18 protein-coding genes are annotated in these 25,257 nt (G+C 68.1%); 9 read left to right on the top strand and 9 right to left on the bottom strand.

The features are described from left to right. A partial coding sequence (locus F3J14_RS23375; protein WP_166725028.1) for an EamA family transporter occupies positions 1-382 on the bottom strand: 382 nt, incomplete at its 3' end. Between the two features lie 272 nt (positions 383-654). Continuing rightward, positions 655-840 carry a hypothetical protein gene (locus F3J14_RS23370; protein ID WP_124664381.1) on the bottom strand — a complete coding sequence of 62 codons (186 nt, stop codon included), beginning with the start codon at positions 838-840 and terminating at the stop codon, positions 655-657. 205 nt (positions 841-1,045) lie between these two features. On the opposite strand from F3J14_RS23370, the gene F3J14_RS23365 reads away from it, so the two are divergent. Together F3J14_RS23365 and F3J14_RS23360 are read left to right on the top strand one after the other, a co-directional pair. Then, positions 1,046-1,804, top strand: coding sequence for a DeoR/GlpR family DNA-binding transcription regulator (locus F3J14_RS23365; RefSeq protein ID WP_166725027.1), 759 nt, complete (start codon positions 1,046-1,048; stop codon positions 1,802-1,804). A 103-nt stretch (positions 1,805-1,907) separates the two neighbouring features. Next, the gene (locus F3J14_RS23360; protein ID WP_166725026.1) at positions 1,908-3,689 is read left to right on the top strand and encodes a phospholipase D-like domain-containing protein; all 1,782 of its coding nucleotides are present in this window, start codon (positions 1,908-1,910) and stop codon (positions 3,687-3,689) included. A gap of 128 nt (positions 3,690-3,817) precedes the next feature. On the opposite strand, the gene F3J14_RS23355 is transcribed toward F3J14_RS23360, so the two are convergent. From F3J14_RS23355 to F3J14_RS23345, 3 genes are all read right to left on the bottom strand, one after another. Then, a complete protein-coding gene (locus F3J14_RS23355) occupies positions 3,818-4,492 on the bottom strand; it encodes a TetR family transcriptional regulator (protein WP_166725025.1) in 675 nt (224 codons plus the stop codon). 118 nt (positions 4,493-4,610) lie between these two features. Further along, on the bottom strand, positions 4,611-5,879 hold the full coding sequence (locus tag F3J14_RS23350; protein WP_166725024.1) for an FAD-binding oxidoreductase: 1,269 nt from the start codon (positions 5,877-5,879) through the stop codon (positions 4,611-4,613). A 153-nt stretch (positions 5,880-6,032) separates the two neighbouring features. Further along, complete coding sequence (locus F3J14_RS23345; RefSeq protein WP_348772010.1) at positions 6,033-7,517, bottom strand: amino acid permease; 1,485 nt, start codon at positions 7,515-7,517, stop codon at positions 6,033-6,035. A gap of 731 nt (positions 7,518-8,248) precedes the next feature. On the opposite strand from F3J14_RS23345, the gene F3J14_RS23340 reads away from it, so the two are divergent. Next, complete coding sequence (locus tag F3J14_RS23340; RefSeq protein ID WP_126226063.1) at positions 8,249-9,760, top strand: aldehyde dehydrogenase family protein; 1,512 nt, start codon at positions 8,249-8,251, stop codon at positions 9,758-9,760. 97 nt (positions 9,761-9,857) lie between these two features. Here the strand turns inward: F3J14_RS23340 and F3J14_RS23335 are convergent, their stop codons facing one another. Beyond that, on the bottom strand, positions 9,858-12,356 hold the full coding sequence (locus tag F3J14_RS23335; protein ID WP_166725022.1) for a DUF3772 domain-containing protein: 2,499 nt from the start codon (positions 12,354-12,356) through the stop codon (positions 9,858-9,860). 465 nt (positions 12,357-12,821) lie between these two features. Here F3J14_RS23335 and F3J14_RS23330 point away from each other — a divergent pair, with 465 nt between their 5' ends. The 4 genes from F3J14_RS23330 to F3J14_RS23315 all read left to right on the top strand — a co-directional run bounded on the left by F3J14_RS23330 (position 12,822) and on the right by F3J14_RS23315 (position 18,230). Then, positions 12,822-14,249: an MFS transporter gene (locus F3J14_RS23330; RefSeq protein WP_166725021.1), complete on the top strand. Its 1,428-nt coding sequence runs from the start codon at positions 12,822-12,824 to the stop codon at positions 14,247-14,249. 291 nt (positions 14,250-14,540) lie between these two features. Beyond that, positions 14,541-15,890: a hypothetical protein gene (locus tag F3J14_RS23325; protein ID WP_166725020.1), complete on the top strand. Its 1,350-nt coding sequence runs from the start codon at positions 14,541-14,543 to the stop codon at positions 15,888-15,890. Between the two features lie 164 nt (positions 15,891-16,054). Next, the gene (locus F3J14_RS23320) at positions 16,055-17,167 is read left to right on the top strand and encodes a porin (protein ID WP_166725019.1); all 1,113 of its coding nucleotides are present in this window, start codon (positions 16,055-16,057) and stop codon (positions 17,165-17,167) included. 10 nt (positions 17,168-17,177) lie between these two features. Then, positions 17,178-18,230 carry a nucleoside hydrolase gene (locus tag F3J14_RS23315; RefSeq protein ID WP_166725018.1) on the top strand — a complete coding sequence of 351 codons (1,053 nt, stop codon included), beginning with the start codon at positions 17,178-17,180 and terminating at the stop codon, positions 18,228-18,230. A gap of 47 nt (positions 18,231-18,277) precedes the next feature. Here F3J14_RS23315 and F3J14_RS23310 read toward each other — a convergent pair whose 3' ends face one another. Then, positions 18,278-19,189 carry a LysR family transcriptional regulator gene (locus tag F3J14_RS23310; protein WP_166725017.1) on the bottom strand — a complete coding sequence of 304 codons (912 nt, stop codon included), beginning with the start codon at positions 19,187-19,189 and terminating at the stop codon, positions 18,278-18,280. Positions 19,190-19,282: 93 nt separating this feature from the next. Here F3J14_RS23310 and F3J14_RS23305 point away from each other — a divergent pair, with 93 nt between their 5' ends. Beyond that, positions 19,283-20,632 (top strand): NCS2 family permease, encoded by a 1,350-nt coding sequence (locus tag F3J14_RS23305; RefSeq protein WP_166725016.1) that lies wholly within the window; start codon positions 19,283-19,285, stop codon positions 20,630-20,632. A gap of 46 nt (positions 20,633-20,678) precedes the next feature. Next, positions 20,679-21,779, top strand: a complete 1,101-nt coding sequence (add, locus tag F3J14_RS23300; protein WP_166725015.1) for an adenosine deaminase — start codon at positions 20,679-20,681, stop codon at positions 21,777-21,779. 91 nt (positions 21,780-21,870) lie between these two features. Here add and F3J14_RS23295 read toward each other — a convergent pair whose 3' ends face one another. After that, positions 21,871-24,069, bottom strand: a complete 2,199-nt coding sequence (locus F3J14_RS23295; RefSeq protein ID WP_166725014.1) for a transglycosylase domain-containing protein — start codon at positions 24,067-24,069, stop codon at positions 21,871-21,873. A gap of 135 nt (positions 24,070-24,204) precedes the next feature. Beyond that, positions 24,205-25,257: PLP-dependent aminotransferase family protein (locus F3J14_RS23290; RefSeq protein ID WP_166725013.1), on the bottom strand; the 1,053-nt coding region annotated here is incomplete at its 5' end.

The following is a 25,257-nucleotide window of genomic DNA, read 5'->3' as shown; positions in this document are numbered from 1 at the left end:
GCCCGAGCGCCATCCCGAGCCAGCCGCGCGCGGGCAGTCGCTCGTTGAACAGCGGTACGGCGAGCACGGCGGTGGCGAGCGGCTGCAGCGCGCCGAGCAGCGCCATCACGCCCGCATTCAGCCCTTGCGCGACGGCCCAGTAGCTGGCGCCGAGATAGACGCCCTGCAGCAGCGCGCCGGCGATCAGGTGGCGCGGCCATTCGCGGCGGGCCGGCCACGGCGCGCGCGCGACGAGTGCGACCGCGCCGAACAGCACGGCCGTGCCTGCGAAACGCGCGAGCAGGAACAGGTTCGGATCGGCGTAGGGCTTGATTGCCCGGGCGACGATGAAGCCGGTGGACCACAGCGCGACGAAAGCCGCGGCGACGAGCGAGGTAAACATGCGTGGCGGGCCGCGATACGGCCGGACGAATCGTGAAGTCGGTCAGTATCGGATGAAGCGGTGCCGCCGTCTTGTCGGATTCTGCACTCGCTCGTCGCGCGTGCGGGACGCATGCAGCGGCCATGCGCCGCGTGCTGCTTCGGCTGCAAGCGGCGACCGCGGACGCGATCCGTCGCAAGGGCGCGCTAGCGTACCAGCCGTCCGGTTATCACACGGCCGGATGAAGGGCCGCGCCATGAAGGCGCGCCGTCGCGCGGGCGAAGGAACGGAGATCAGTCGAGCGAGAACGTGTCGAGCGGCTGGTTGGCGCGCGCGTCGGTCGCGAAGCGCGCGGCGAGCTGTTCGTACAGTCGGCGCGCTTCGTCGAGCGTCAGGTCGATCCAGTACGGATCGCCGGCCCCGTCGTTGAGTCGTTCCGGCGAAAACTGGATTTCGAGCACATTGCCTTTGCGATACATTGCGCAAGCCCCTTGATGGTCTGTCGTTAGGCGAAGCGCAAAGTGTAGCAATCGCTTGCCGCGCCGATTCGCGCGCATCCGGCAATACAGAATTTCGCTGGCGTGAAACGCGGCCGCTGCCGGACGCGGCGCCGTCAAATGGCAGTCAAACGGCCGTAATACAATGGCTGGCTTACCCATTACCAGTCGCCTCGGGCGCATTGCGATGCTGGCGGAACAACGTCATCAATACATTCTGTCGGAGCTCGGCCGATCGGGCGCGCTGTCGGTTGCCGAACTCGTGCGCTCGCTCGACGTGTCGCGCGAGACCGTGCGGCGCGACCTGAACGCGCTCGCGGCGCGCGGCCTGCTCGTGATGACGCACGGCGGCGCGCTGGCGGCGGATCGCCGCGAGCCGAGCCTGTCCGAGCGCGAAGCGGCGAACGCCGAAGCGAAGCGCACGATCGGGCGACGCGCGGCCGAATTCGTGCCCGACGATGCATCGGTGCTGATCGACTCGGGCAGCACGCCGCATGCGGTGGCGCTCGCGCTGGCCGACCGGCACCGGCTGTCGATCTACACGAACGACTGGCGCACCGCGTTCGTGCTCGCGCGCCGCAACGGCAATCGCGTGACGCTGCTCGGCGGCGAGCTGTCCGACGACGAGGACGCGACGTTCGGGCTCGATACGATCCAGCAACTCGCGCAATACCACGTCGACTTCGCGTTCGTCGGCGCGGGCGGCATCACGGTCGACGGCGACTGCACCGACTACTCGCGGCTTGCCGCCGAAGTGCGCAGCCGGATGATCGCGGCGGCCGGCACGGCGGTCATCGTCGCCGACCATTCGAAGTTCGGCCGCGTGACGCCGGTGCGGATCAACGGCACGTCGGCCGCGCGCTACCTCGTCACCGAGCGCACGCCCGACAAGGCCGTACGCCGCGCGCTGGCCGCACGCGGCATCGAGCTGCTCGTGTGCGACTGACGCAGGTCCGACATACAAGGTTCATCGAACGGTCATCGCCCGGGAAGAACCGCCGTCAACACTGACCCATTCCTCTCTTTCGGCCGAAACGCCAGGAGCACGAATGACCGTCAGCGTACGCAGCTATCTTTCCCCCACCCTGGTCCTGCTGGCCTTCGACTGGCCCGAGGCGGCGTCGCGCACCGATTTCCTCGGCTTCGCGATCCGGCGCACGCCGGGCTTCTGGTCGGCCGACGGCAAGACGCGGGCGCCGAACAGCTGGCTGCCGAACCGGCTGACGTTCGACGGCCCGGCTGCCGACACGCAGGGCGACGCGCCAACCGACCAGGCGCCGATCCAGAAATTCATGTGGTGGGATGCGCGCATCGATCCGCCGGATCGCGATGCGTCGTTCCGCTATGACGTTTTTCCCGTCGTCGGCACGCCGACGAACCTGCAGGTGCTCGATGCGGAAGCCGGCGTGTGCGATGTCGTGCTGCCCGCGCATATCGTCGACGGCATCGGCACCTGGTTCAACCGCGCCGTGGTGAGCTCGCAGGCGTTCGCGAAGCAGGTCGCGGCGCTGGGTCTCGCGCCGGGCGCCGCGCCGAGTGATGCGCAGGCGCTGAAGCTGCGCACGTGGCTCGCCAACGACATGGAGCAGGTGTTCGCGGAGATGCTCGATCCCGCGTCGCGCGCGGTGTCGGCCGTCTATCATCTGACGGACCCGCTGTGGGCGCTGCCGGCATTCGAGGCGTTCGGACGCCGGCACGGCGAAGCGTCGCTCGCGATCGTCTACGACGCGCACACGACCGCGCGCAAGGGCAAGCCGGCGCTGCCGTCGCCGAACCAGCCTGCCGTCGACGCGCTGCAGGGCCTCGCGACGCTGGCGCCGCGCGACCGCACGCACATCATGCACGACAAGTTCATCGTGACCGACGCGCCGGGGAATGCGACGCCCGCGCGCGTGCTGACCGGCTCCGCGAACTTCACGACCGAAGGACTGACGGAACAGGCCAACGTGCTGCACGCATTCGATTCGCCGGCGCTCGCCGCGCTGTACAACGAGCGTGCGCATGCGCTGGCCGCGAATCCGTCGATCGCGGAGACGGCGCGGCTGTCGCCGGGCTGGTCGGCGCCGTTGACGGTGGGCAGCGCGCAGGTGCGCGTCGCGTTTTCGCCGGAGGCGGCGGGGCAGCGCACCGAGATCGATACGATCGTCGCCGCGATCGCGGCCGCGAAGCATTCGGTTTCGTTTTGCCTGTTCATGCCGACCGACGCGGCGCTGCGCGACGCATGCTTTGCGGCCGGCGACCGCGGGCTGATGATGTTCGGCCTGGTGAACCGCATCAGCGCCGGCAGCGCGACGAAGGCCGATGCCGCGCAACACGACGGCCAGTCACTCGATGCGGCGACGCTCGCGAACCTCGAGCTTTACCATCGCCAGCGCGATCGTCGCGACGTGATCGATGCCGCGTATTTCTCGCCGGCAACGGTGCCGCGGGGTTTCGAGCCGGAGCTGCGCCTCTTTCCGGGCGAACCGGCGCCGGCCTATCCGCCGGTCGTGATCCACCACAAGTTCATCGTGATCGATGCGGAAGGCGCGAACCCGATCGTCTATACGGGCTCCGCGAACATGAGCCGCAATTCCGAGCAGTACAACGACGAGAACCTGCTCGAGATTCGCGACACGCGGATCGCCGCGATCTATCTCGCGGAATTCCTGCGGCTCTACGAGCACTATCGCGCGCGGGCGCTGGCGATCGAGACGAAACAGCACGGCGCCGGTTCGCATCGGCAACTCGCGCTCGCGCCGGATTCGAGCTGGGCGAAGAAGTATTACGTGGCGGGAAGCCCGGAAGAGAAGGCACGGATCGCGCTGGCGTCGACCGCGCCGACGGACTGACGCGCGACGCATGACGCGTGACGCATGCGCTCGGCCGGAAGCGCGACGTGCTTCCGGCTCATGCCGGTTGCACGCGTCGTGATGTCGTTCGGCCTTCGGGTGGAATCCGGTGGAATCGCGCGGTGCGACTACGCGGCGACGTAGCGCAGCACGGAGTCGGCGATCGTCTCGCGATGCCGCGAGCGCAGCCGCGGCGCCGACGGATCGCGGCCGAACGCGGCGCCGAACGTATAGCGGTTCGACACGCGGTGGAAGCAGAACGAGCTGATCAGCAGGTGGAGGTCGAACGCGTCGATATCCTTGCGGAACGCGCCGCTCGCCGCGCCGCGCTCGAGCAGTTCCTCGAGCGTCTTGATGATGCTGACGTTGCGGTTCTTGAACGACTTCAGCTGTTCGAGATACTTCGCGCCGTGGATGTTCTCGATCGACACGAGGCGGACGAAGTCGCGATGCTTGTCGTGATAGTCGAACGTGAATTCGACGAGCCGGCGCATGCCTTCGCGCGGCTCCATGTCGCCGACGTGCAGTTCCTGCTCGAGCGCGCGGATGTCGCCGTACACCTTCTCCAGCACGGCCTCGTACAGGCCTTCCTTGCTTTCGAAGTAGTAGTAGAGCATCCGCTTCGTCGTGTTCGTACGCTCGGCGATCGCGTCGACGCGCGCACCGGCGAGGCCCATCGCGGAGAACTCCTGCGTGGCGACGTCGAGGATGTTGCGCTTGGTTTGCTCGGGATCGTATTTGCGCCGCGCATCGGTCGCAAGCGCGCGGCTTTCGGACGTGGCGGCCTTGCTTGCAGCTTTCATGTGACTTTGTTGTGCGTTCGCGGCGGCATGAAAAAATCATTCTAGCATGCAGGAAATCGCCATCCAGCCGACCCGCCGCTCTAATCGGCGGCGCGGTTTCGGCCGCCGCCGCGGCGGTTCAGCGCCGGCACGACGCGAGTGCGTCACGGGCCTGATACGCGGTGTACGTGAGCTGCGCGGCGGCGAGGCCCGCGAGCCCGAACGTGCGCGTGAGCCCGAACGCGGCGAAGCCTTCCGGCACCGGCCGTTCGCCGGCCAGCGCGGCGGCGAGCGCTTCGCCGGCGACGGTGGTGGGCGCCATCCCGTGGCCGCCGAACGCGATCGCGTGCCACACGCCGTCCGCGTCGCGCCCGATCTGCGGCATCTTGTGCCGCGCGTAGCTCATCAGCCCGCCCCACGCGTATTCGACCTTCACGCCGTCGAGCTGCGGATACACGCGCAGCAGGTCGCGCCGCAGCAGCCGCGCGATCGCGTCGGGGCCGCGGTCGAGCACCGAGATCCGGCCGCCCCACAGAATCCGCGTGTCCTTCAGCGGACGGTAGTAGTCGAACGCGAAACGCGTGTCGTAGATCGCGTACGGCGCATCGATGGCGTCCGGCAGCCGCGTGCCGAGCGGTTCGGTCGCGATCACGTAGGTCGCGATCGGCAGTACCGCGCGCTCGATGCGCGGCGACACGCCTCGCGCATAACCGCCGCCGGCGAACACGACGTCCTTCGCGCGCACCATGCCCTGCGCCGTGCGCACGACGTAGCCGGCGCCTTCGCGCGCGATGCCGAGCGCGGCCGAGCGTTCGTACACGCGTGCGCCGCCGCGCGACGCGGCCGCCGCGACGCCGAGCACGTACTTGAGCGGATGGAAGTGGAACGCGTTCGGCTCGAACAGGCCGCCGTGATAGCGCTGCGTCTTCAGCCGCGCGCGCAGCGCGTCCGTCGCGACGGGTTCCCAGTCGACGTTGAATTCCTGCTTCATCAGCGTGCGCACGCTGTCGAGCCGCGACGGATCGTCGAACCAGTTCGCGAGCATCACGCCCTCGTCGACGATGTCGCAGTCGATTCCGTAGCGGGCGATCCGCGCGCGGATCAGCTCGACCGCATCGACGGTGAGCCGGTACAGGCGACGGCCTTCGTCGCGGCCGAGCGTGCGCAGCAGGTCCGCGTTGTCGAGGCTGTAGCCGCCGAACACGAAGCCGCCGTTGCGTCCCGACGCGCCGAAGCCGACCCGTTCGCCGTCGAGCACGACGACATCCTGCACGCCGCGCTCGACGAGACCGAGCGCGGTGCACAGGCCGGCGAGGCCGCCGCCGACGATGCAGACCTGCGTATCGATCGGGCCGGTCAGTTGCGGGTAGGGCTGGCGGGTAACGGTGGCTTCGTAGAAGTTCTGCATGCGGTTTCGGTGACTCGTAACGGCGGAAAAACAGGCGGCGCGCGTCGATCTTGCCTGAACGCGCGCGCCGCGTCGAATGGGGTTTTCAGCGCAGCGGCCGTCGCGTTCGGGCGGCGGCCGCTGCTTTACCGGAATGACCGGGCTTACCGGACGTCAGGCGCCCGGCGTCGGGTTGGCCGGGCTGGCGACGAAGGCCGGATAGCCGGCGTCGGCCTTCTGCGTGGCGTCGGGCGTCGCGTTGCGCTCGATCCACGGCGCGATCTCCATGTCCTCGTAGCGCACGAGGCGGCATTTGCGCACCAGCGCGTAACCGAGCCAGATCGCGAGGAAGAACGGCACGCCGATATAGGTCGCGGCCACGCCCGCCCAGTCGATCTTGCTGCCCATGAACGCCTGGTAGTCCTGGCCCAGCGCGACGACCGCGCACAGCACGAACGCGAAGATCGGGCCGAACGGGAACCACTTCGAGCGGTACGGCAGCTGGTCGACGCGGTAGCCCTGCTTCAGCAGGCCCTTGCGGAAGCGGTAGTGGCTGATCGCGATGCCGAGCCACGTGATGAAGCCGGCCATGCCCGACGTGTTCAGCAACCACAGGTAGACCGTCTTGTCGCCATACAGCGACGTGAGGAAGCAGAGCGCGCCGACGGCCGTTGTCGCGTACAGCGCATTGCGCGGCACGCCGCCCGGCGACAGCTTCGCGAACAGCTTCGGTGCGCGGCCTTCGACCGCGAGGTTGTAGAGCATCCGGGTCGACGCGTACATGCCCGAGTTGCCAGCCGACAGCACGGCCGTCAGGATCACCGCGTTCATCACGCCGGCCGCGACCGCGAGGCCTGCGTGGCGGAACACCAGCGTGAACGGGCTCACGCCGATGTCGGTCACGTCGCTCTTCAACAGGCTCGGGTCGGTGTACGGAATCAGCACGCCGATCACGATGATCGCGAGCACGTAGAACAGCAGGATGCGCCAGAAGATCTGGCTCACCGCGCGCGGGATCGTCGTGCGCGGGTTCTCCGATTCGCCGGCCGCGACGCCGATCATTTCGGTGCCCTGGAACGAGAAGCCCGCGATCATCGCGACGCCCATCAGCGCCGGCAGGCCGCCGGCGAACGGCGCGTCGCCGATCGTGAAGTTGGCCCAGCCCGCGCTCGGGCCGCCCTGCAGAATGCCGAAGATCATCATCACGCCGACGCCGAGGAACGCGACGACCGTCAGCACCTTGATCAGCGCGAACCAGTATTCGGCTTCACCAAAACCGCGCACCGACAGCGCGTTGAGCGCGAAGATCAGCGTGAGAAACAGCGCGCTCCACCAGACGCCCGGCACGTGCGGAAACCAGTAGTGCATCACGAGCTGCGCGGCGACGAGTTCGACCGCGAGCGTGACGGCCCAGCTATACCAGTAGTTCCAGCCGATCGCGAAGCCGAAGCCTTCGTCGACGAACTTCGAACCGTAGGTCGCGAACGAGCCTGAGACGGGCATGAACGCGGCCATTTCGCCGAGGCTCGTCATCAGGAAGTAGACCATCAGGCCGATCAGCATGTACGCGACGATCGCGCCGCCGGGGCCGGCCTGGGAAATCGATGCGCCGGACGCGACGAACAGGCCCGTGCCGATCGAGCCGCCGATCGCGATCATCCGCAGATGGCGCGCCTGCAGGCTGCGGTGGAGGGCCGGTTTCGCGGGGCGCGAGCCGGACGGGGAGGGGGAATCGGGGCGGGCATCTGAATGCATGGGCGGGGCTGGGCGCTGTCTCCGGAATTGTTTTTTGGCCGCGAAGCGCCACCCGTCGCCGGCCGCCGGCCGGACAGCGGCGGTTCCGCGCGGCCCGGTTCGGGCGAACCGGGGGCGCGCTGCGCGTCGCGTTCGTCTGTCGTCCGGCCGCGTGTCGGGCGGCCGTCGTCGCGCCGGGTGCGGAGCACTTCGACGCGACCCGATTGTGTGCGGCCGGCGGCACGCACGGCAAACGATATTTCCGCACAGGGTAATGCGGGTTAGTCATCAAGTCGGGGCGGGCAGCAACGCGGTGGCCGGCCCGGTCACGGGCTTTGGACAAGTCTCATGCGGTTACGGAAAGCGGGGGATTTGTCCCGCCAGGGTGTTGCGCTTTCGGAATGAAGTCGTGAGTTAATATCAATAGCGGGCCGACTTGTAGCCACCGACAATGTGTCTCATGGATCGTGCCTCGCGAGGCGAGGGCGTGCCGGTCGGCCGAGGTTTCGGCGGCGGCGCGCGGGCGATGCGCCGTGCGGCGCGTCGGGCCGGCCGAGGCGCGCATCCGCTTGCACCAGGCGCGCGAACGCGCTCCAATCGAATCACGCGGGCGGCGTCGCCGCCGCACCGATCAATCTGTCCCTGAAGAGGAAGTGATGCAATTCAACGACATTCTTGCTGCGCTCGACATCGATCTCGCCCGGTGGAAAGGCACTGCGCTGACCGCGCGTTCGCCGCTCGACGGTGCGACGCTCGCGACGCTGGCGGTCGACTCGCCCGCCGACGCCGAGCGCAAGATCGACGCCGCGCACGACGCATTCCTCAAGTGGCGCACGGTGCCGGCGCCGGTGCGCGGCGAGTTCGTGCGCGTGTTCGGCAACGTGCTGCGCGAGCACAAGGCCGAGCTGGGTCGCCTCGTCACGCTCGAAGCCGGCAAGATCACGTCGGAAGGCCTCGGCGAAGTGCAGGAAATGATCGACATCTGCGATTTCGCGGTCGGCCTGTCGCGCCAGCTTTACGGCCTGACGATCGCGTCGGAGCGCCCGGGCCACCGGATGATGGAAACGTGGCACCCGATCGGCGTGTGCGGCGTGATCTCGGCGTTCAACTTCCCGGTCGCGGTGTGGGCGTGGAATGCGGCGCTCGCGTTCGTGTGCGGCGATTCGGTCGTGTGGAAGCCGTCGGAGAAGACGCCGCTCACCGCGATTGCGTGCCACGTGCTGCTCGAGAAGGCGATCCGCGAATTCGAGAAGACCCATCCGGGCGTCGCGCCGCAGGGCCTGAGCCAGCTGGTGCTCGGCATGCGCGATGTCGGCGAGGTGCTGACGTCGTCGAAGAAGGTGCCGGTCGTCAGCGCGACGGGCAGCGTGCGGATGGGCCAGGAAGTCGCGAAGGTGCTGAGCCAGCGTCTCGCGCGCGGCATCCTCGAACTCGGCGGCAACAACGGGATGATCGTCGCGCCGAGCGCCGATCTCGACCTCGTGGTGCGCGCGGTCACGTTCGCGGCGGTCGGCACGGCCGGCCAGCGCTGCACGACGCTGCGCCGCCTGATCGTGCATCGCAGCCTGGTCGAGCAACTGCTGCCGCGCATCGAGAAGGCCTATGCGTCGGTGAAGGTCGGCAACCCGCTCGAGGAAGGCACGCTCGTCGGCCCGCTGGTCGACCGCGCGTCGTTCGACGCGATGCAGAAGGCGCTGGCCGATGCACGCGAGCAGGGCGGCGAAGTGAAGGGCGGCGAGCGCGTCGACATCGGTCATGCGGATGCGTACTACGTGCGTCCGGCCATCGTGCGGATGCCGAAGCAATCGGCGGTGGTCGAGCGCGAAACGTTCGCGCCGATCCTGTACGTGATGATCTACGACAACTTCGACGATGCGATCGAACTGCACAACGCGGTGCCGCAAGGCCTGTCGTCGGCGATCTTCACGAACGACATGCGCGAGGCCGAGCAGTTCATGTCGGCGGCGGGCAGCGATTGCGGGATCGTCAACGTGAATATCGGCACGAGCGGCGCGGAGATCGGCGGCGCGTTCGGCGGCGAGAAGGAAACGGGCGGCGGGCGTGAGTCGGGTTCGGATGCGTGGAAGGCGTATATGCGCCGTGCGACGAACACGATCAACTACAGCCGTCAGCTGCCGCTCGCGCAGGGCGTGAAGTTCGACGTGTGATGCGCGGCGCCCGGCAGGGCGCGTCGACGGTCGAATGAAGAGGGCCGGTTGCCGCGGGAGCGGTAACCGGCCCTTGTCGTTTCCGGTGATGCGCGCGCTACGAGGATCGACCTGCGCGCGCGCGCGGGTTCGCTTCCGGCTCGTGCCGCGTGGACTCCTCGAGCGCCGGCATGTTCTGCACGACCAGCATCTGCGGCGTCGACAGCGTGATCTGCGCCGCGCGCAACTGCTTCAGGATCTCGAACAGCAGGTCGCTTTTGGTCGAGGCCGCGATCCGCGGGCTCGCCACGTAGCCCGTCACGCTCAGCGTGATCCCGTCCGGCGCCAGCTGGCTGAACGTGACCGACGGCGCCGGCTTGTCGAGAATCGCCGGGTGTTCGCGATACGCATCGAGCAGCAGGTCGCGCACCTGTTCGGGATCGGTGTTCAGCGGAAACGTCAGCATCAGCGTCGCGACGCCTTGCGTGCTGTTGCCCATCGTCACGTTGCGCACGTTCTGCGAGATCAGCTGCGAGTTCGGCACGATCACGGTCGAACGATCGCTGAGCTGGATCTCGGTCGCGCGCACGTTGATGCGGCGGATGTCGCCTTCGACGCCCGCGATGCTGACCATGTCGCCGACCTTCACCGGCCGCTCGGTCAGCAGGATCAGCCCCGACACGAAGTTCTTCACGATCTCCTGCAGGCCGAAACCGATACCGACCGACAGCGCGCTGACGATCCATGCGAGGTTGCTCCACCTGACACCGAGCAGCCCCAGCGTCATCAGCACGAGCAGTACGTAGCCGACGTTGGTGAACAGCGTGACCAGCGATACGCGCATCCCCGCGTCCATGCCGAGCGCCGGCATGAATTCGTTGTCGAGCCAGCGGCGCACCGAGCGCAGCAGGTAGAAGCCGATCGCGAACCCGATGACGGCGTTCAGGATCCGGTCGGGCATGATGTTCAGGCTCTGCAGCCGTTGGCCGCCGATCATCGCGATCGCGCTGTCGAGCAGGTCGCTCGGCGTCGTGCCGAAGCCGCCCGTCACCAGCGCGATGGCCGCGACCAGCATCAGCAGGCTCGTGCCGATCCCGGACACGACGGTGTGCGCCTGGTCGAGATGCCGGTCGTCGAGCGCGAACAGGTGCTTGATCTGCTTGCCGCTCGACAGGTTCGCGGAGAACAGGCTCTCGCTGGCGTCGCGCGTGAGCTGCGTCAGGATGTAGACGCCGCACAGCACGATCTCGAACCACACGAGCTCGTACGTGATGAAGCGCGCGACCGTGATGTAGCCGATCAGCAGCGCAACGAGCGACACGACGATCGCCAGCGTGACGCCCGCATGGATCAGCCCCGCGAGCGTCGAACGCTCCTCGGGCGCCTCGCCGGAGGCCGCGAGCGCGGTGCGTACGCGGTTCGCGCGCAGGATCGACGCGCCGACGGTCAGCGCGACGACGAGCGATACGATGCCGCGGCCGAACAGCGTGACCGACAGGCTGGTATCGACGATCCGGTTGATCGACTCGAGCGTGCCGGACATCAGCAGCAGCGCGGCCAGCACGCCGGGGAACGGCCGCATCGCGAGCGCGACGGGATCGGCGAGTGCCGGCAGGCGCCACGACGGATGCTTCGTGCAGAGCAGCGCGCGGCCGAGGCCGGCGATCAGCGCGCAGGTCACGGCGAGCTTCGCGAACTGGTCCCACAGATCGTTCATCGACGGCGTGAGCTCGTAGTGGCGGGCGAGCGCGAGATAGAGCACCTGGACGGCGACCGCGGTCGCCAGCAGCGTCGAGAATGCCGTCGCCAGCGCCAGTGCGCTGCGGCGCAGCCGGGTGGGCGGCAGACGGTTCAGGCAGAACCACGCGAGCCCGCGCTCGAGGAGCCGGCGGCCGCCGAGCCACACCGCGAGCGCGGCGATCAGCAGCAGCGTGGTGATGGCGCGCTGGCCGGGTGTCCACGACGAGCGCAGCATGTCGCGCAGTTCGTCGTTGAAGTCCTCGAGGCGCTGGACATCGTCCGGCGACAGATGGAACAGCGGCAGCCAGAATTGCGCGCCGAAGATGCTGCCCGAACGGAACGCGAGCTGGTTGCGCAGCAGGCTGCGATGCAGTTTCGCGAACTGGTCGTTCAGGTTCGCCAGGTTGGCCTTCTGGTCGGCCGCCTGCTTCAGCGCCGCTTCGATTTGCGTCTTGCGCGCGTTCAGCGTCGCCCGCTGCTGCGCGACCGCGGGCGTTTCGGGCGACGCGCCCGGCGCCGGCGGCGGCCCGAGCACGTCGAGCTGAGCCTGGATCTGCGTGCGCTGCGGCGCGAGTTCGCTCTGCAGCTTCTCGACATCGGCGCTCAGTTCCTGCGTCGCTTCGCCAAGCCCGTCGAGCTCCTTGCTGTTGGTCGCGTTCGACGTCTGCTGCTTGATGCGGTCCTGTTGCACCTGCATCTGCTTGAGCTGTGCAACCGCGTCGCTCAGCGAGATGGTCGGCACGGGGACGCCGACGCCGCTCGCGCTCGGCGCGGATGCGGCGCCCGGAAACGCCGACGCGGTCGCGAGCGCAGCGAACTGCAGCACCGCGAACAGCGCGATCCGGCGTGCGTACGTGGAGAGTCGTTGTATGAACATGGAATGCTTACGTTTTGCCGACAATGCCGGACGCCGAAAGGCGCCCGGAAGCCGGGAGTTTGACCCGGTAGCATGTTACCGGGGTGTGGGTCGAACGAAATTCGAACAGATATGCGCGAATTCGGCCGGCGGGGCGCGGGCGGCGGCGCCCGAAATGGCCGCTCGCGCCCGTGCTAGCAGGGCGGACGCCGATTTTCCCGAACCGGGGAAGCGGTGTTTCGACGATGCGGCGGGCTCGATCAGCCGGATCGATAGTTACGAAAGTTACATACTGCTGGCGCGCGTATGGCCTGCATAAATGGGGATCGAGTGCACAGGGCGATCGTCGATTCCGGCGCGTTGTCGCCGGCGACCGTGCTTCAACGATTGATGTGCTCAGTCTCTCGCCTCGCTAAAATGCGCAAAGCCGCTTGCCAACGCCCTCTGGTAGCGCCAAGACAATCAATAATCCGGAGACTCGCCACCATGGCATCGACCGCGCCTGATCCCTCTTCCGTAGCGGACACCATTCGAACTGCGCCCATCGACGCCGGCTCGATTTCAGCCCGCCTCGACCGCCTGCCGCCGACCCGCAGCGTCTGGAAGCTCGTCGTGCTGCTGAGCCTCGGCTTCTTCTTCGAACTCTACGACCTGCTGTACAGCGGCTACATCGCGCCGGGCCTCGTGAAAAGCGGGATCCTGTCCGCGACGACGCACGGCCTGTTCGGCACCACGGGCGTCGCGAGCTTCATCGCCGCGCTGTTCTCCGGCCTCTTCATCGGCACGATCGCATGCGGCTTCCTCGCGGACCGCTTCGGCCGCCGGGCGATCTTCACGTGGTCGCTGCTGTGGTACACGGCCGCCAACGTCGTGATGGCGTTCCAGGACACCGCGGGCGGATTGAACTTCTGGCGCTTCGTCGTCGGTCTCGGCCTCGGCGTCGAGATGGTCACGATCGGCACGTATATCTCCGAACTCGTGCCGAAGCAGATCCGCGGCCGCGCATTCGCATGCGAGCAGGCGGTCGGGTTCGTCGCGGTGCCGGTGGTCGCGTTCCTCGCGTACCTGCTCGTGCCGCATGCGCCGCTCGGTCTCGACGGCTGGCGCTGGGTCGTGCTGATCGGCGCGCACGGCGCGCTGTTCGTGTGGTGGATTCGCCGCGCGTTGCCGGAAAGCCCGCGCTGGCTCGCCCAGCAGGGCCGCGTCGACGAAGCCGACCGCATCATGCGCGCGCTCGAGGCGAAGGTCGAAGCCGAATACGGTCGGCCGCTGCCGCCGCCCGCGCCGGCCGAGCCGGTGCCGCCGCGCGGCAGCTTCCGCGACATGTGGGTGCCGCCGTATCGCAGCCGCACGATCATGATGACGATCTTCAATGTGTTCCAGACGGTCGGTTTCTACGGCTTCGCGAACTGGGTGCCGACGCTGCTGATCAAGCAGGGCATCACGATCACGTCGAGCCTCATGTATTCGAGTGTGATCGCGCTCGCGGCGCCGCTCGGTCCGCTGATCGGCCTCGTGATCGCCGACCGTTTCGAGCGCAAGTCGGTGATCGTCGCGATGGCGGCGGCGATCGTCGTCTGCGGGCTGCTGTTCAGCCAGACGACGGTGGGCGCGTTCCTGATCGTGCTCGGCATCGGCCTCACGCTCGCGAGCAACATCATGTCGTACAGCTTCCACGCGTATCAGGCCGAGCTGTTCCCGACGTCGATCCGCGCACGCGCAGTGGGCTTCGTCTACTCGTGGAGCCGCTTCTCGGCGATCTTCTCGTCGTTCGTGATCGCGGCCGTGCTGAAAGGCTTCGGCACGTTCGGCGTGTTCGCGTTCATCGCCGGCGCGATGGTGATCGTGATGGCCGCGATCGGGCTCATGGGGCCGCGCACCAAAGGCATCGCGCTCGAAGCGATTTCGAAATAGAGAGGGCGGTGCGCTCGTGTGTTGCGTACGGCATGCGAGCGCGTTGCCGCAGTTCATGTTGCCAAAGCGCGCAACACAACAGCCTGCCATGCGGCGGTGAACCAATCGGCAACCAGTTGAAACAAAGCGTGACGAAGCGCAAAACCGCCGCAAAACCGGGGGTTCGGCCCTGCGGATCGTCATCCGCGCGGGTAGAATGAAAGACCTGACGACTCATTAGCCGCCATCGTGCCGAATGCGTTGCACTGCGAACGGCTCCACCGCGAAGAGGCGTCGGCGCCGAGGCATGCGATGCCTGCGGCGTGTCGATGGCTCGTGCGGAAGACGCGCCGTTCGCCATGTGCGGCGGCCGGATTGGCCGATGGCCTCGATCGTATGATGCTTTCCGACCTGACGCGGCGGTTGCCCAAGCCGCGTTGCCGTACCCTCGCCGTCGCCGCGTCCGTGTGGCTCGCGGCCGCTCTCCCGATCTCCGTGCTTGTCGAGCGGTCAGCCTTTGCCGCGTCCGACGTGCCGTCGTCCGCTGCTACGTCATCCTCATCAACTGCATCGCCCGCGCATCCGGCTTCGGCGGCGTCTGCGCCATCGGGGGCCACGCCGTCGTCCGCGGCGTCGGCCGTGCATCGCGCTTCGCCGGCCAACGGCGCATCCGCGGCATCGGCCGTGCATCGTGCTGCGCCGGCCAGCGGGGCGTCCGCGGCATCCGCCGTGAATCATGCTGCGCCGGCCAGTGGGGCATCAGCGGCATCCGCCGCGTCCGCGGCATCGCCCGCATCGGCCGCTTCCGGCACGCCGGCGAGCGAAGCCGAGGCTCCCGCGCCGACGCCGCCACGCCGGCACCCACCGCTGTCGGCCGACGAAGCGAAGAACGCAACCGCGCGTGCGATCGACATGCGCAAGGACTTCACGCAGGAAGTCACACGGCGCCTGAACGTGCCCGCGAGCGAGCAGCGCGCGTACGGCGTGCGCCTTCAGAATGCCCTCGCCGATGCGGACCTCGGCGACCTGGCCGGCGAGTACGTCGTGATGGTCGATCGCGCGCCGAACGTGCAGGCGCTGTTCATCTACTTCCGCGCGACGCCGACCAATCCGTGGCTGATGATCGGCGCGTCGCCGGTCGGCACCGGCTGGCCCGGCAAGTACGATCACTTCCTGACGCCGCTCGGTGTGTTCCATCACTCGCCCGACAACATGGACTTCCGCGCGGAAGGCACGACGAACGACAACGGCATTCGCGGCTACGGCCAGCGCGACATGCGCATCTACGATTTCGGCTGGGTGGACGGCGAGCGCGGGTGGGGCAAGGGCGGCAAGTCGCCGATGCGTTTCCAGATGCACGCGACCGACCCCGACCGCCTCGAGGCGCTGCTGGGCATCCGCCACTCGAAAGGCTGTGTGCGGATTCCCGCGTCGCTGAACACGTTCCTCGACCGGCACGGCATTCTCGACGACGACTATCAGGCGCGCGTCGAAGCCGGCAAGTCGCTGTGGGTGCTGCGCCACGATCGCGACATCACGCCGATCGCCGGCCGCTACCTGGTCGTGATCGACAGCGCGCGCAAGACGCGCCCGGCATGGTCGCCGGCGCCGGGGCGCAACGCGTGGTCGAAGTTGCCGAAGAACGGCGACACGGCGGACTGACGACAGTCGGTCCGCCGGTGCGGGAGGTGGTCGGATAAGAATAAATCCATTTTATCGAGACATAAGAAAAGCAAACTTTTATTATCCGATCGCGATTCGTATAGTCGAGTCCGGTTTCGCGGAAACCCTGCCGCGCCCGGACCCTCACCGACCCTACGACCCGCATGAAAACTCTCTACAAGCTCGCTCCGCTCGCGATGCTCGGCGCCTTCGCGACCCATGCCGGTGCGCAAAGCAGCATCACGCTGTACGGTCTCATCTCGGCCGGCGTCGGGTACGCAACCAACCAGGGCGGCAAGAACGCCTGGCAGGCGCTGTCCGGCACGAACCAGAACCCGCGCTGGGGGCTGAAGGGCAAGGAGGATCTCGGGCAGGGGCTGTCGGCGATCTTCCAGCTCGAGAACGGCTTCAACGTGATGACGGGCACGGCCGCGCAGAACGGCCGCGAGTTCGGGCGCATGGCCTACGTGGGCCTCGCCGACCGCACCTACGGGTCGCTGACGTTCGGCCGCCAGTACGATGCGATCCACGACTACATCGGGCCCGTGATCATCGCGAGCAACGGCGTGAACATCGGCGACAACGACAACGGCTACAACGACATCCGCGTGCAGAACTCGGTGAAGTACGTGAGCCCCGTCTACTACGGCCTGAAGTTCACCGCGCTGTACGGCTTCAGCAACGCGACGGGCTTCGCGAACAACAGCGCGTACAGCTTCGGGCTCGGCTACGAGCGCGGCCCGCTGCGCTGGAGCGTGGTCTACGCGCAGTACAACCATCCATTCAGCAGCACGAATCCGGATGGCGCGATCGCGAACGACTATGGTTCGCCGCTCCTGATCTTCGCGAAGAGCGCGATGTCGCCGGCGGTATTCGCGAGCCGGCAGCGCATCGCGGGCACGGGCGGCTTCTACACGATCGGCCGCGCGCAGTTCGCGGCGCTGTTTACCGACGTGCGCTACGATTACCTCGACAATTCGCATCTGCATTTGCAGAACGTCGGCGTGAACGTCGTCTATACGATGACGCCGCAGCTCTTTCTCGGTGCCGCGTATGCGTTCACCAACGGCAAGTACGACGTGATCGACAAGCGGCCGAAATGGCACCAGGTGAACCTGCAGGCCGACTACTTCCTGTCGAAACGCACCGACCTCGCGCTGACGGTGATCGCGCAGCAGGCCGCCGGCGACGCGGATCACGCGCAGATCTTCGCGTACGCACGCTCGACCGGCACGCGCCAGATGATGGCGACGCTCGGCGTCCGGCACGTATTCTGAGAGCCCGACCATGACCCATCCGATCGCATCCCGCCGCACCTTCCTGAAACTGTCCGCCGCGCTGGCCGGCACCGCGCTGCTGCCCGAAACGGGCGCGTTCGCGGCCGGCGGCGACGCCGCGCGCCGCACGGTGATCATCGATACCGACCCAGGGCAGGACGACGCCATCGCGATCCTGTTCGCGCTGGGCGCGCAGGACCGCCTCGACGTGCGCGCGCTGACCGCCGTGGCCGGCAACGTGCCGCTCGACCTGACCGAACGCAATGCGCGGATCATCCGCGACTGGGCCGGCCGTACGCAGACGCTGCCGGTCTTCGCGGGTTGCCCGCGCCCGCTCGTGCGCGAACTCGTGACGGCCGCGAACGTGCACGGCAAGACCGGCCTCGAAGGTGTCGCGCTGCACGAACCGCACGCACCGCTCGCGGCCGGGCATGCGGTGTCGTACCTCGTCGATACGCTGAGCCGCGCGGCGCCGAACAGCGTGACGCTGTGCGCGCTCGGCCCGCTGACGAACATCGCGACCGCGCTGGTCGAAGCGCCGCAGATCCGCGGCGCGTTGCGCGAGATCGTGCTGATGGGCGGCGCGTTTTTCGAGCGCGGCAACATCACGCCGGCCGCGGAGTTCAACATCTACGTCGATCCGCAGGCGGCCGAAGTCGTGTTCGGCAGCGGTGTGCCGATCGTCGTGCTGCCGCGCGACGTCGCGGTGAAGGCGCCGATCACACCGGCGCGCGTCGCGCCGTTCCGTGCGCTCGGCAACCGCTGCGGCGCGATCGTCGCGGACATCATGGACGCCGAGCTCGCGTACAACAAGAAGCGGCGCGGCGTCGACGACGGGCCGATGTACGACCCGACGGCGGTCGGCTATCTCGTCGATCCGACGCTGTTCAACGGACGCAAGGTGAACGTGGTCGTCGAGACGGCCGGGCAGTGGACGCTCGGCGAGACGGTGATCGACTGGAACGGGCGCAGCGGTCGCGCGCCGAACGCGACGTGGATCAACGAGGTCGACGCGGACCGCTTCTACGCGACGCTCGCCGAGCGCATCGCGAAGCTGCCCTGAACGCGACGCAACGTGACGCAACGCAACGTGTCACGCGCCGAACCGGATCAGATGTGCTTCGCAATCCACTCGCGGCAGGTGCGCACGTGCGGGCCGCGATCGTCGGCGGCGAGCGAGATCAGCGAGATCGCACGCGTGACGCGCGGTTTCTCGACGCGCAGCGCGACGAGTTCGGGATCGTGCAGATGCATCGTGTAGAGGCTCGGCAGCACGGCGGTCGCGAGGCCGTTGCGTGCAAGTGCATACAGCGGCTCGGTGTATTCCATCCGGTACGCGACGTTCAGGCGCAGCTTCGCGGCGCCGCCGGTGCGATGCAGCGACTCGCTGACGCTGCCGCGCACGAACACGGCCAGCTCGCGGTCGACGAGCTTCGCCCACGTGACGCTCTTCGCGCCCGCGAGCGGATCGTCGTGCCGCACGACGATCACGATCTCGTCCTCGAAGAGCTGCTGATAGTGCAGCGTGCCGTCGTCGCTGTCGGGTTCGCGCACGCCGATGCCGAGATCCGCGACGCCGTCGCGCACGGCTTCGACGAGTGCGCTGTTCGGCAGATCGGTGAGCGTGAAGCGCAGCGCCGGATGCGTGCCGCGCAGTGCGTTGAGCGCCGGCAGCAGGCGGCCGGCGACCGACGGGATGAACGCGATGCGCACCGTCTGGATGCGTTCGCCGATCAGCCGCGCCATGTCGTCGAAGGTGCCGCGCGCCTGGTTCAGCAGCCGCTCGGCGAGCGGCAGCACGGCCTCGCCGGCGGACGTCAGCGTGAGCCGGTGGGCGGTGCGCGCGAACAGGCGCCCGCCGAGCAGGAATTCGATCTGGCGGATCGACGCGGTGAGCGCGGGCTGCGTGAGCGACAGCGCCTGCGCGGCCTGCGTGAAGCTGCGCGCATGCGCAAGGACGACGAAGTGCTGGACCTGCCGCAGCGTGAGTGCGGGCAATAGCGACGAGCGGTCGGACGACATCGGGCAATAACGGTCGGGTGCGGTACGCGGCAGTATAGGGCCGCGCCGCGCGAACCGACACAGGACAATAATCGGAATCACAGGAGAACCACCATGTCAGCGACTGACACGATGCCGGCGCGTACGCCGGCCAGCTGGCTCGAACGGCGCTTCGCGCTCGCGGCGCGCGGCACCAGCGTGCGCACCGAGACGATCGCCGGCATCACGTCGTTTCTCGCGGCCGCTTACCTGCTCGTCGTGATCCCGTCGCTGCTCGCGACGGGCGGGATGGAGCGCGGCGCGGCGACGACCGCGACGATCATCGTGTTCGTGCTGTTCACGATGCTGATGGGCTTCTACGCGAACCTGCCGTTCCTCGTCGGCCCCGGCATCGGCGGCTCGGTGATCATCGGCGTGACGCTCGCGACGACGGAACACGTCGGCTGGCAGACGGGCCTCGGCATCGCCTGCGTGTCGGGCGTGCTGTTCTTCCTGCTGACGATCTTCGGCGCGCGCGGCGTCGTGATGCGACTGATTCCGGTGCAGATCAAGCTCGGGCTCGGCGCATCGATCGGCCTGTTCGTGACGATGCTCGGGCTGCGCAATGCAGGGATGGTCGTCGCGAACGCGAAGACCAACGCGTTCGCGCTCGGCGATTTCTCGCGGCCGGGCGCGCTCGTCGCGCTGATCGGTCTCGCGGTCGCGATCGTGCTGCAGGCGCGCAAGGTGCCCGGCGCGATCCTGATCGCGATTCTCGCCGCGGCCGCCGCCGGCGTGCCGCTCGGCGTCACGCATCTGCCCGCGTCGCTCGTGTCGCTGCCGCACAGCATCGCGCCGATCGCGTTCAAGCTCGACATCCGCAGCGCGTTGACGCTTGCGGCCGCGCCGTACCTGTTCGCGTTCTTCGCGGCGGAATTCTTCTCGACGCTCGGCACCGCGCTCGCGGTCGGCGCGAAGGCGAACCTGCTCGACGGGCAGGGGAACCTGCCGAACATCAACCGGCCGTTCCTGGTCGATTCGCTCGCCGCGACGTTCGGCCCCGTGTTCGGCATTCCCGCGCTGACCGCGCTGATCGAATCGGCGGCGGGCGTCGAGGCCGGCGGCCGCAGCGGGCTGTCGTCACTGGCGGCGGCCGTGCTGTTCGCCGCGATGCTGCTGTTCGTGCCGGTCGCGCTCGCGATCCCGAAGGAGGCGACCGCGCCGGCGCTGATCCTGATCGGGCTGTCGATGTTCGCGACGATCCGCCACACGCACTTCGACGACTTCACCGATGCACTGCCCGTGATGTCGATGGTGCTGCTCACGCTGATGTCGAACAGCTTCGGCACCGGCATCGCGGGCGGGCTGCTGTGCTACGTGCTCGTCAAGCTGCTGGCCGGCCGCTGGCGCGACGTGTCGTGGGGGCTCGTCGTGCTCGCGCTGCCGCTCGGCTATTACTTCTGGACCGTCGTGAAGCCGCACTGAGAGACGGTGTTCACGACGCATTAGCACTACCGCAAAAGAGACAGACATGAAGGAAACACCAGGCAACGTCCCGGCCGCGCGCACGGGCATCGAGATCACGGCCGCTCATCGGGCCTTCTTCCACGCGCTGCCGAAGATCGAGCTGCATTGCCACCTGCTCGGCGCGGTGCGGCACGACACGTTCGTCGCGCTCGCGCAGCGCAGCGGCGCCCCGATCGAGCGCGCGGAGATCGACGCGTTCTATGCGCGCGGCGAGAAGCCGGTCGGCGTGCTGCACGTGCTGCGCGCGCTCGACCAATACCTGCTCACGCGGCCCGACGATCTGCGGCGGATCACATACGAGTATCTCGAGGATGCGGCCGCGCACAACGTCCGGCATGCGGAATTCTTCTGGAATCCGACGGGTACGGTGCGCGTGTCGGGCATTCCGTATGCGGACGCACAGGCCGCGATCGTGACGGCGATTCGCGACGCCGCGCGCGATTTCGGGATCGGCGCCTGCCTGATTCCGAGCATCGACCGCGAGCAGAACCCGGACGAAGCGGTCGCGATCGTCGACTGGATGAAGGCGAATCGCGCGGACGAAGTCGCGGGGCTCGGGATCGATTACCGCGAGAACGACCGGCCGCCGGAGCTGTTCTGGAAGGCGTATCGCGACGCGCGTGCGGCCGGCTTCCGCACGACCGCGCATGCGGGCGAGTTCGGGATGCCGTGGCGCAACGTCGAGACGGCCGTCGAGCTGTTGCACGTCGACCGCGTCGATCACGGCTATACGATCGTCGACAACCCCGAGCTCTGCGCGCGCTATGCGGAGCGCGGGATCGTCTTCACGGTCGTGCCGACCAATTCGTACTACCTGCGCACGCTGCCGCCGGACCAATGGGCGGAGCGGCATCCGATGCGCAAGATGCCGGGCCTCGGGCTGAAGATCCATCCGAACACCGACGATCCGACGCTGCACAAGGTGAATCCGTCCGAGGCGTGGGAGCTGATGTTCAGCCATTTCGGCTTCACGGTCGCCGACCTGAAGCAGTTCATGCTGAACGGAATCGACGGCGCGTGGGTCGACGATGACACGAAGGCCGCATGGCGCGCGGCGTGGGCGCCGGAATTCGACGCACTGGCCGCGACGCTCGCGGCGGCTTGAGCGCGCTTTCTGCCGTAATGGGCGGCCGGCGAATCGCTCGGGCGGTCACGCCGGCCGCCTGCCGCCGGCGTCGAGCGACGTCGCGCAGCGGTCAGCGGAAAATTTTCAACCAGTCGAACAGGCCGGGATGCGGACGCCGCTTCGGTGCCGGCGCCGGTGCGCTGCGCGGCCGGAAGTCGGGCGAGAACTGCTCATGCGGGTCGATCGCCCGCGCCCGCAGCGCCGCATCGTAGAACGAACCGACGATCGGCAATGCGCTGTGTGCGCCCGCACCCCAGTAGTCGCTGCGCAGCGTCACGCTGCCGTCGTCGAAGCCGACCCACGCGCCGGCCACCAGTTGCGGATGCATCAGGATGAACCAGCCGTCCGTGTTGTCCTGCGTCGTGCCGGTCTTGCCCGCGACGTCGATGCGAATTCCGTAACGCGAGCGAATGTCGGCGCCGGTTCCGTAATCGACGACGCCGCGCATCACGTCGACCAGCGTCTGCGCCGCGGCCACCGGCAGCGCGCGTTCGGGCGGCGCGCTGCCGAATGCGGCGAGCACCTTGCCGTCGCGATCCTCGATGCGCGTGATCATCTGCGGCGCGACGTAGACGCCGCGATTCGCGATCGTCCCGTACGCGGACACCATCTCCTTCAGCGTGACGGGGCTCGTACCGAGCGCGAGCGACGGCACCGCTTCGAGCGGGCTGTCGCGCACGCCCATCGCGCGCGCGAGCTGCGCGACCCTGGCCGCGCCCTCGCGCTGCATGACCTGCGCGGTGATGCGATTGCGCGACAGGGCGAGCGCGTCGCGCAGCGTCATCGGCGCGTCGGTCGGCGGCTCCTCATCGGTCGGGCGCCATACCGCGTGCGCGCCGATCGGGATCGCCACGGGGCGGTCGACGAACGTATCGCCCGGGCGCATCCCGTCCGCGAACGCGGCGCCATAGACGAACGGCTTGAATGTCGAGCCCGGCTGGCGCCGCGCCTGCACGACGTGATCGAACGGCTCGCTGCCGAAATCGGGGCTGCCGACCCACGCGCGGATCGCGCCGTTGCGCGGATCGATCGCGACGAAGCCGGCCTGCACCTGCGTCTTGCGCTCGCACAACACCTGCATGAACGCGCGATTCGCGCCGAGCTGCTTCAGTGCCGCTGCATCGGCGAGCCCTGCATCGCGTGCGTCGCGGTAGTCGGGTGTCTGCCGGATGAAGCCGCGGAACAGGTCGTTGCGCAGCCCGCAGCCGGACGGGCCGCGCCACGCGCCGTCGGCGACCGCCTGCAGCCGTTCGGTCTGCCGGGTCAGCGCCTGCGTCGCCATGTCCTGCAGCCGTGAATCGAGCGTCGTGCGCACGACGAGGCCGTCCGAGTAGAGGTCGTAGTTGTTCCGATCAGCCCATGCGATCAGCCACTTGCGCAGCTGCACCGCGAAGTGTGGAGCCGGGCCGGGCTGTGCCGTCTGCGGCTCGAAGTCGACGCGCAGCGGCCGGCGCTGCAATCGCGCGAGCTGCTGCGGCGACAGCATGCCCATCTCCGCCATCCGGGCGAGCACGATGTTGCGGCGCTGGACCGCACGCTCAGGGTTCAGCACCGGGTTGTAGTAGCTGTTGCCCTTCAGCATCCCGACGAGCGTCGCGCTTTCGACGATGTCGAGCTGGTCTGCTGATTTGCCGAAATAGGTGCGCGCGGCCATTTCGACGCCGAACGCGTTGTACAGGAACGGCACGGTGTTCAGGTAGGTCTCGAGAATCTCGTCCTTGCTGTATACCGTCTCGATCTTGAACGCGGTAATCAGCTCCTTCATCTTGCGCGTGAGCGTCGGCGCGCGGCCGACTTCATCCGGATACAGGTTGCGTGCAAGCTGCTGCGTGATCGTCGAGCCGCCCTGGCGGCTGCCCGAGAAAGTATGCAGGCCGGCCGCGAGCGTGCGGCGCCAGTCGATGCCGTGATGCGCGTAGAAGCGGTGGTCCTCGGTCGCGATCAGCGCGTCGACCATGTGGGGCGAGATCTGCTTGAGCGGCACCCATTCGCGGTTGACGGGCCGGAATTCGGCGATCAGCTGGCCGTCGGCCGACAGCACGCGCGCGGGACGGTCGATGCGCGCCTTGCGAATGTCGCCGATGCTCGGCGTGAACGGCACGAACGCGAGCAGGACCAGCAGGCCGAGCACCGGTATCGCGGCGAGCGTCAGCGCGACGCCGCGCCGCGTTGGATGGCGCAGGCGTCGCCACGCGCCGGCGCCCAGCGCGCGGGCGCCGTCACGGCAGCGGAGCCAAAGGTTGCGGAGAAACGGCACGAAGCGATTCACGGCGGCAGGAGCGCGATCGGAAAAGGCGCGATCCTAGCAAACCGCGCAACGTTGGCTGTGGCCAAAATGCCGGTTTTCTTGCAGGATTTACAGACGATTACGTTTGTTGCCCGCGGACAACCTTTGGTCTATGCGTCATCGCGATTCGTCCGATGAATCGGCGCCGGCCGCGTCGCCCACTACATCCGCGAGCCGCTGTGCGGCCGCTTCCATCCGCGCGCGATCGAACCCGCCGAAACCGAGCACGAGGCCCGGACGCTCGGTGTCCGGCGCGAACATCGGCGACACCGCACGCACCGCGACGCCCGCCTGCGCGGCGCGCGCCACCACGTCGAGATCGTCGATCCCTTCTGCGAGCCACAGCACCACGTGCATGCCCTGATCGCCCGGCTGCACCCATGCGCGCTCGCGCGGCAGCCGCGCGCCCAGCGTGTCGATCAGCAGCGCGCGCTGTTCCGCGTAGACGCCGCGCACGCGGCGAATGTGGCGGTCGAGATGGCCTTCCGCGATGAACGCGGCGAGCACGTGCTGATCGGCGGTCGGCGCATGACGATCCATCAGCACGCGCGCGCCGCAGAAGGCCGGCACGAGATCGTCGGGCGCGATCACGTAGCCGAGCCGCAGCGATGGAAACAGGATCTTGCTGAAGGTGCCGAGATAGACCACGCGATCGGGGTCGAGCCCCTGCAGCGAAGGAAACGGATAGCCTTCGTAGCGCAGCTCGCTGTCGTAATCGTCTTCGACCACCCAGGCGCGATGCGTGCGCGCCCAGCCGAGCAGCGCGTTGCGCCGCGCCATGCTCATCGGCATCCCGAGCGGGTACTGGTGCGACGGCGTGACGAATGCCGCGCGTGCGTCCGGTGCGACGCGGATGCCGGCCTCGACGTCGATGCCGTCCGCGTCGACCGGCACGCGCACCATCGCGTCGCGGCGCCCGGTGCTCTCGAGCAGCGCGGTGATGCCGCGATAGGCGGGATTCTCGACCCACGCGCGATCGTGCGCGCCGAGCAGCACCTGGCTCGCGAGGTGCAGCCCCTGTTGCGTCCCGCTCGTGATCACGACCTGATCGGCGCTGCAGCGCACCGAGCGCGAGCGGCGCACGTAATCGGCGATCGCTTCGCGCAGCGGCAACGCGCCTTGGGGATCCGCATAGCCGGACGGCGCACCGGCACCGCGTGCGCGCAGCCA

Source organism: Burkholderia sp. Tr-862 (assembly GCF_011753085.1).
Classification (GTDB): Bacteria; Pseudomonadota; Gammaproteobacteria; order Burkholderiales; family Burkholderiaceae; genus Burkholderia; species Burkholderia ambifaria.
The sequence above is the reverse complement of the archived record's forward strand: the minus strand, read 5'-3'. Positions and strand labels throughout refer to the sequence as shown.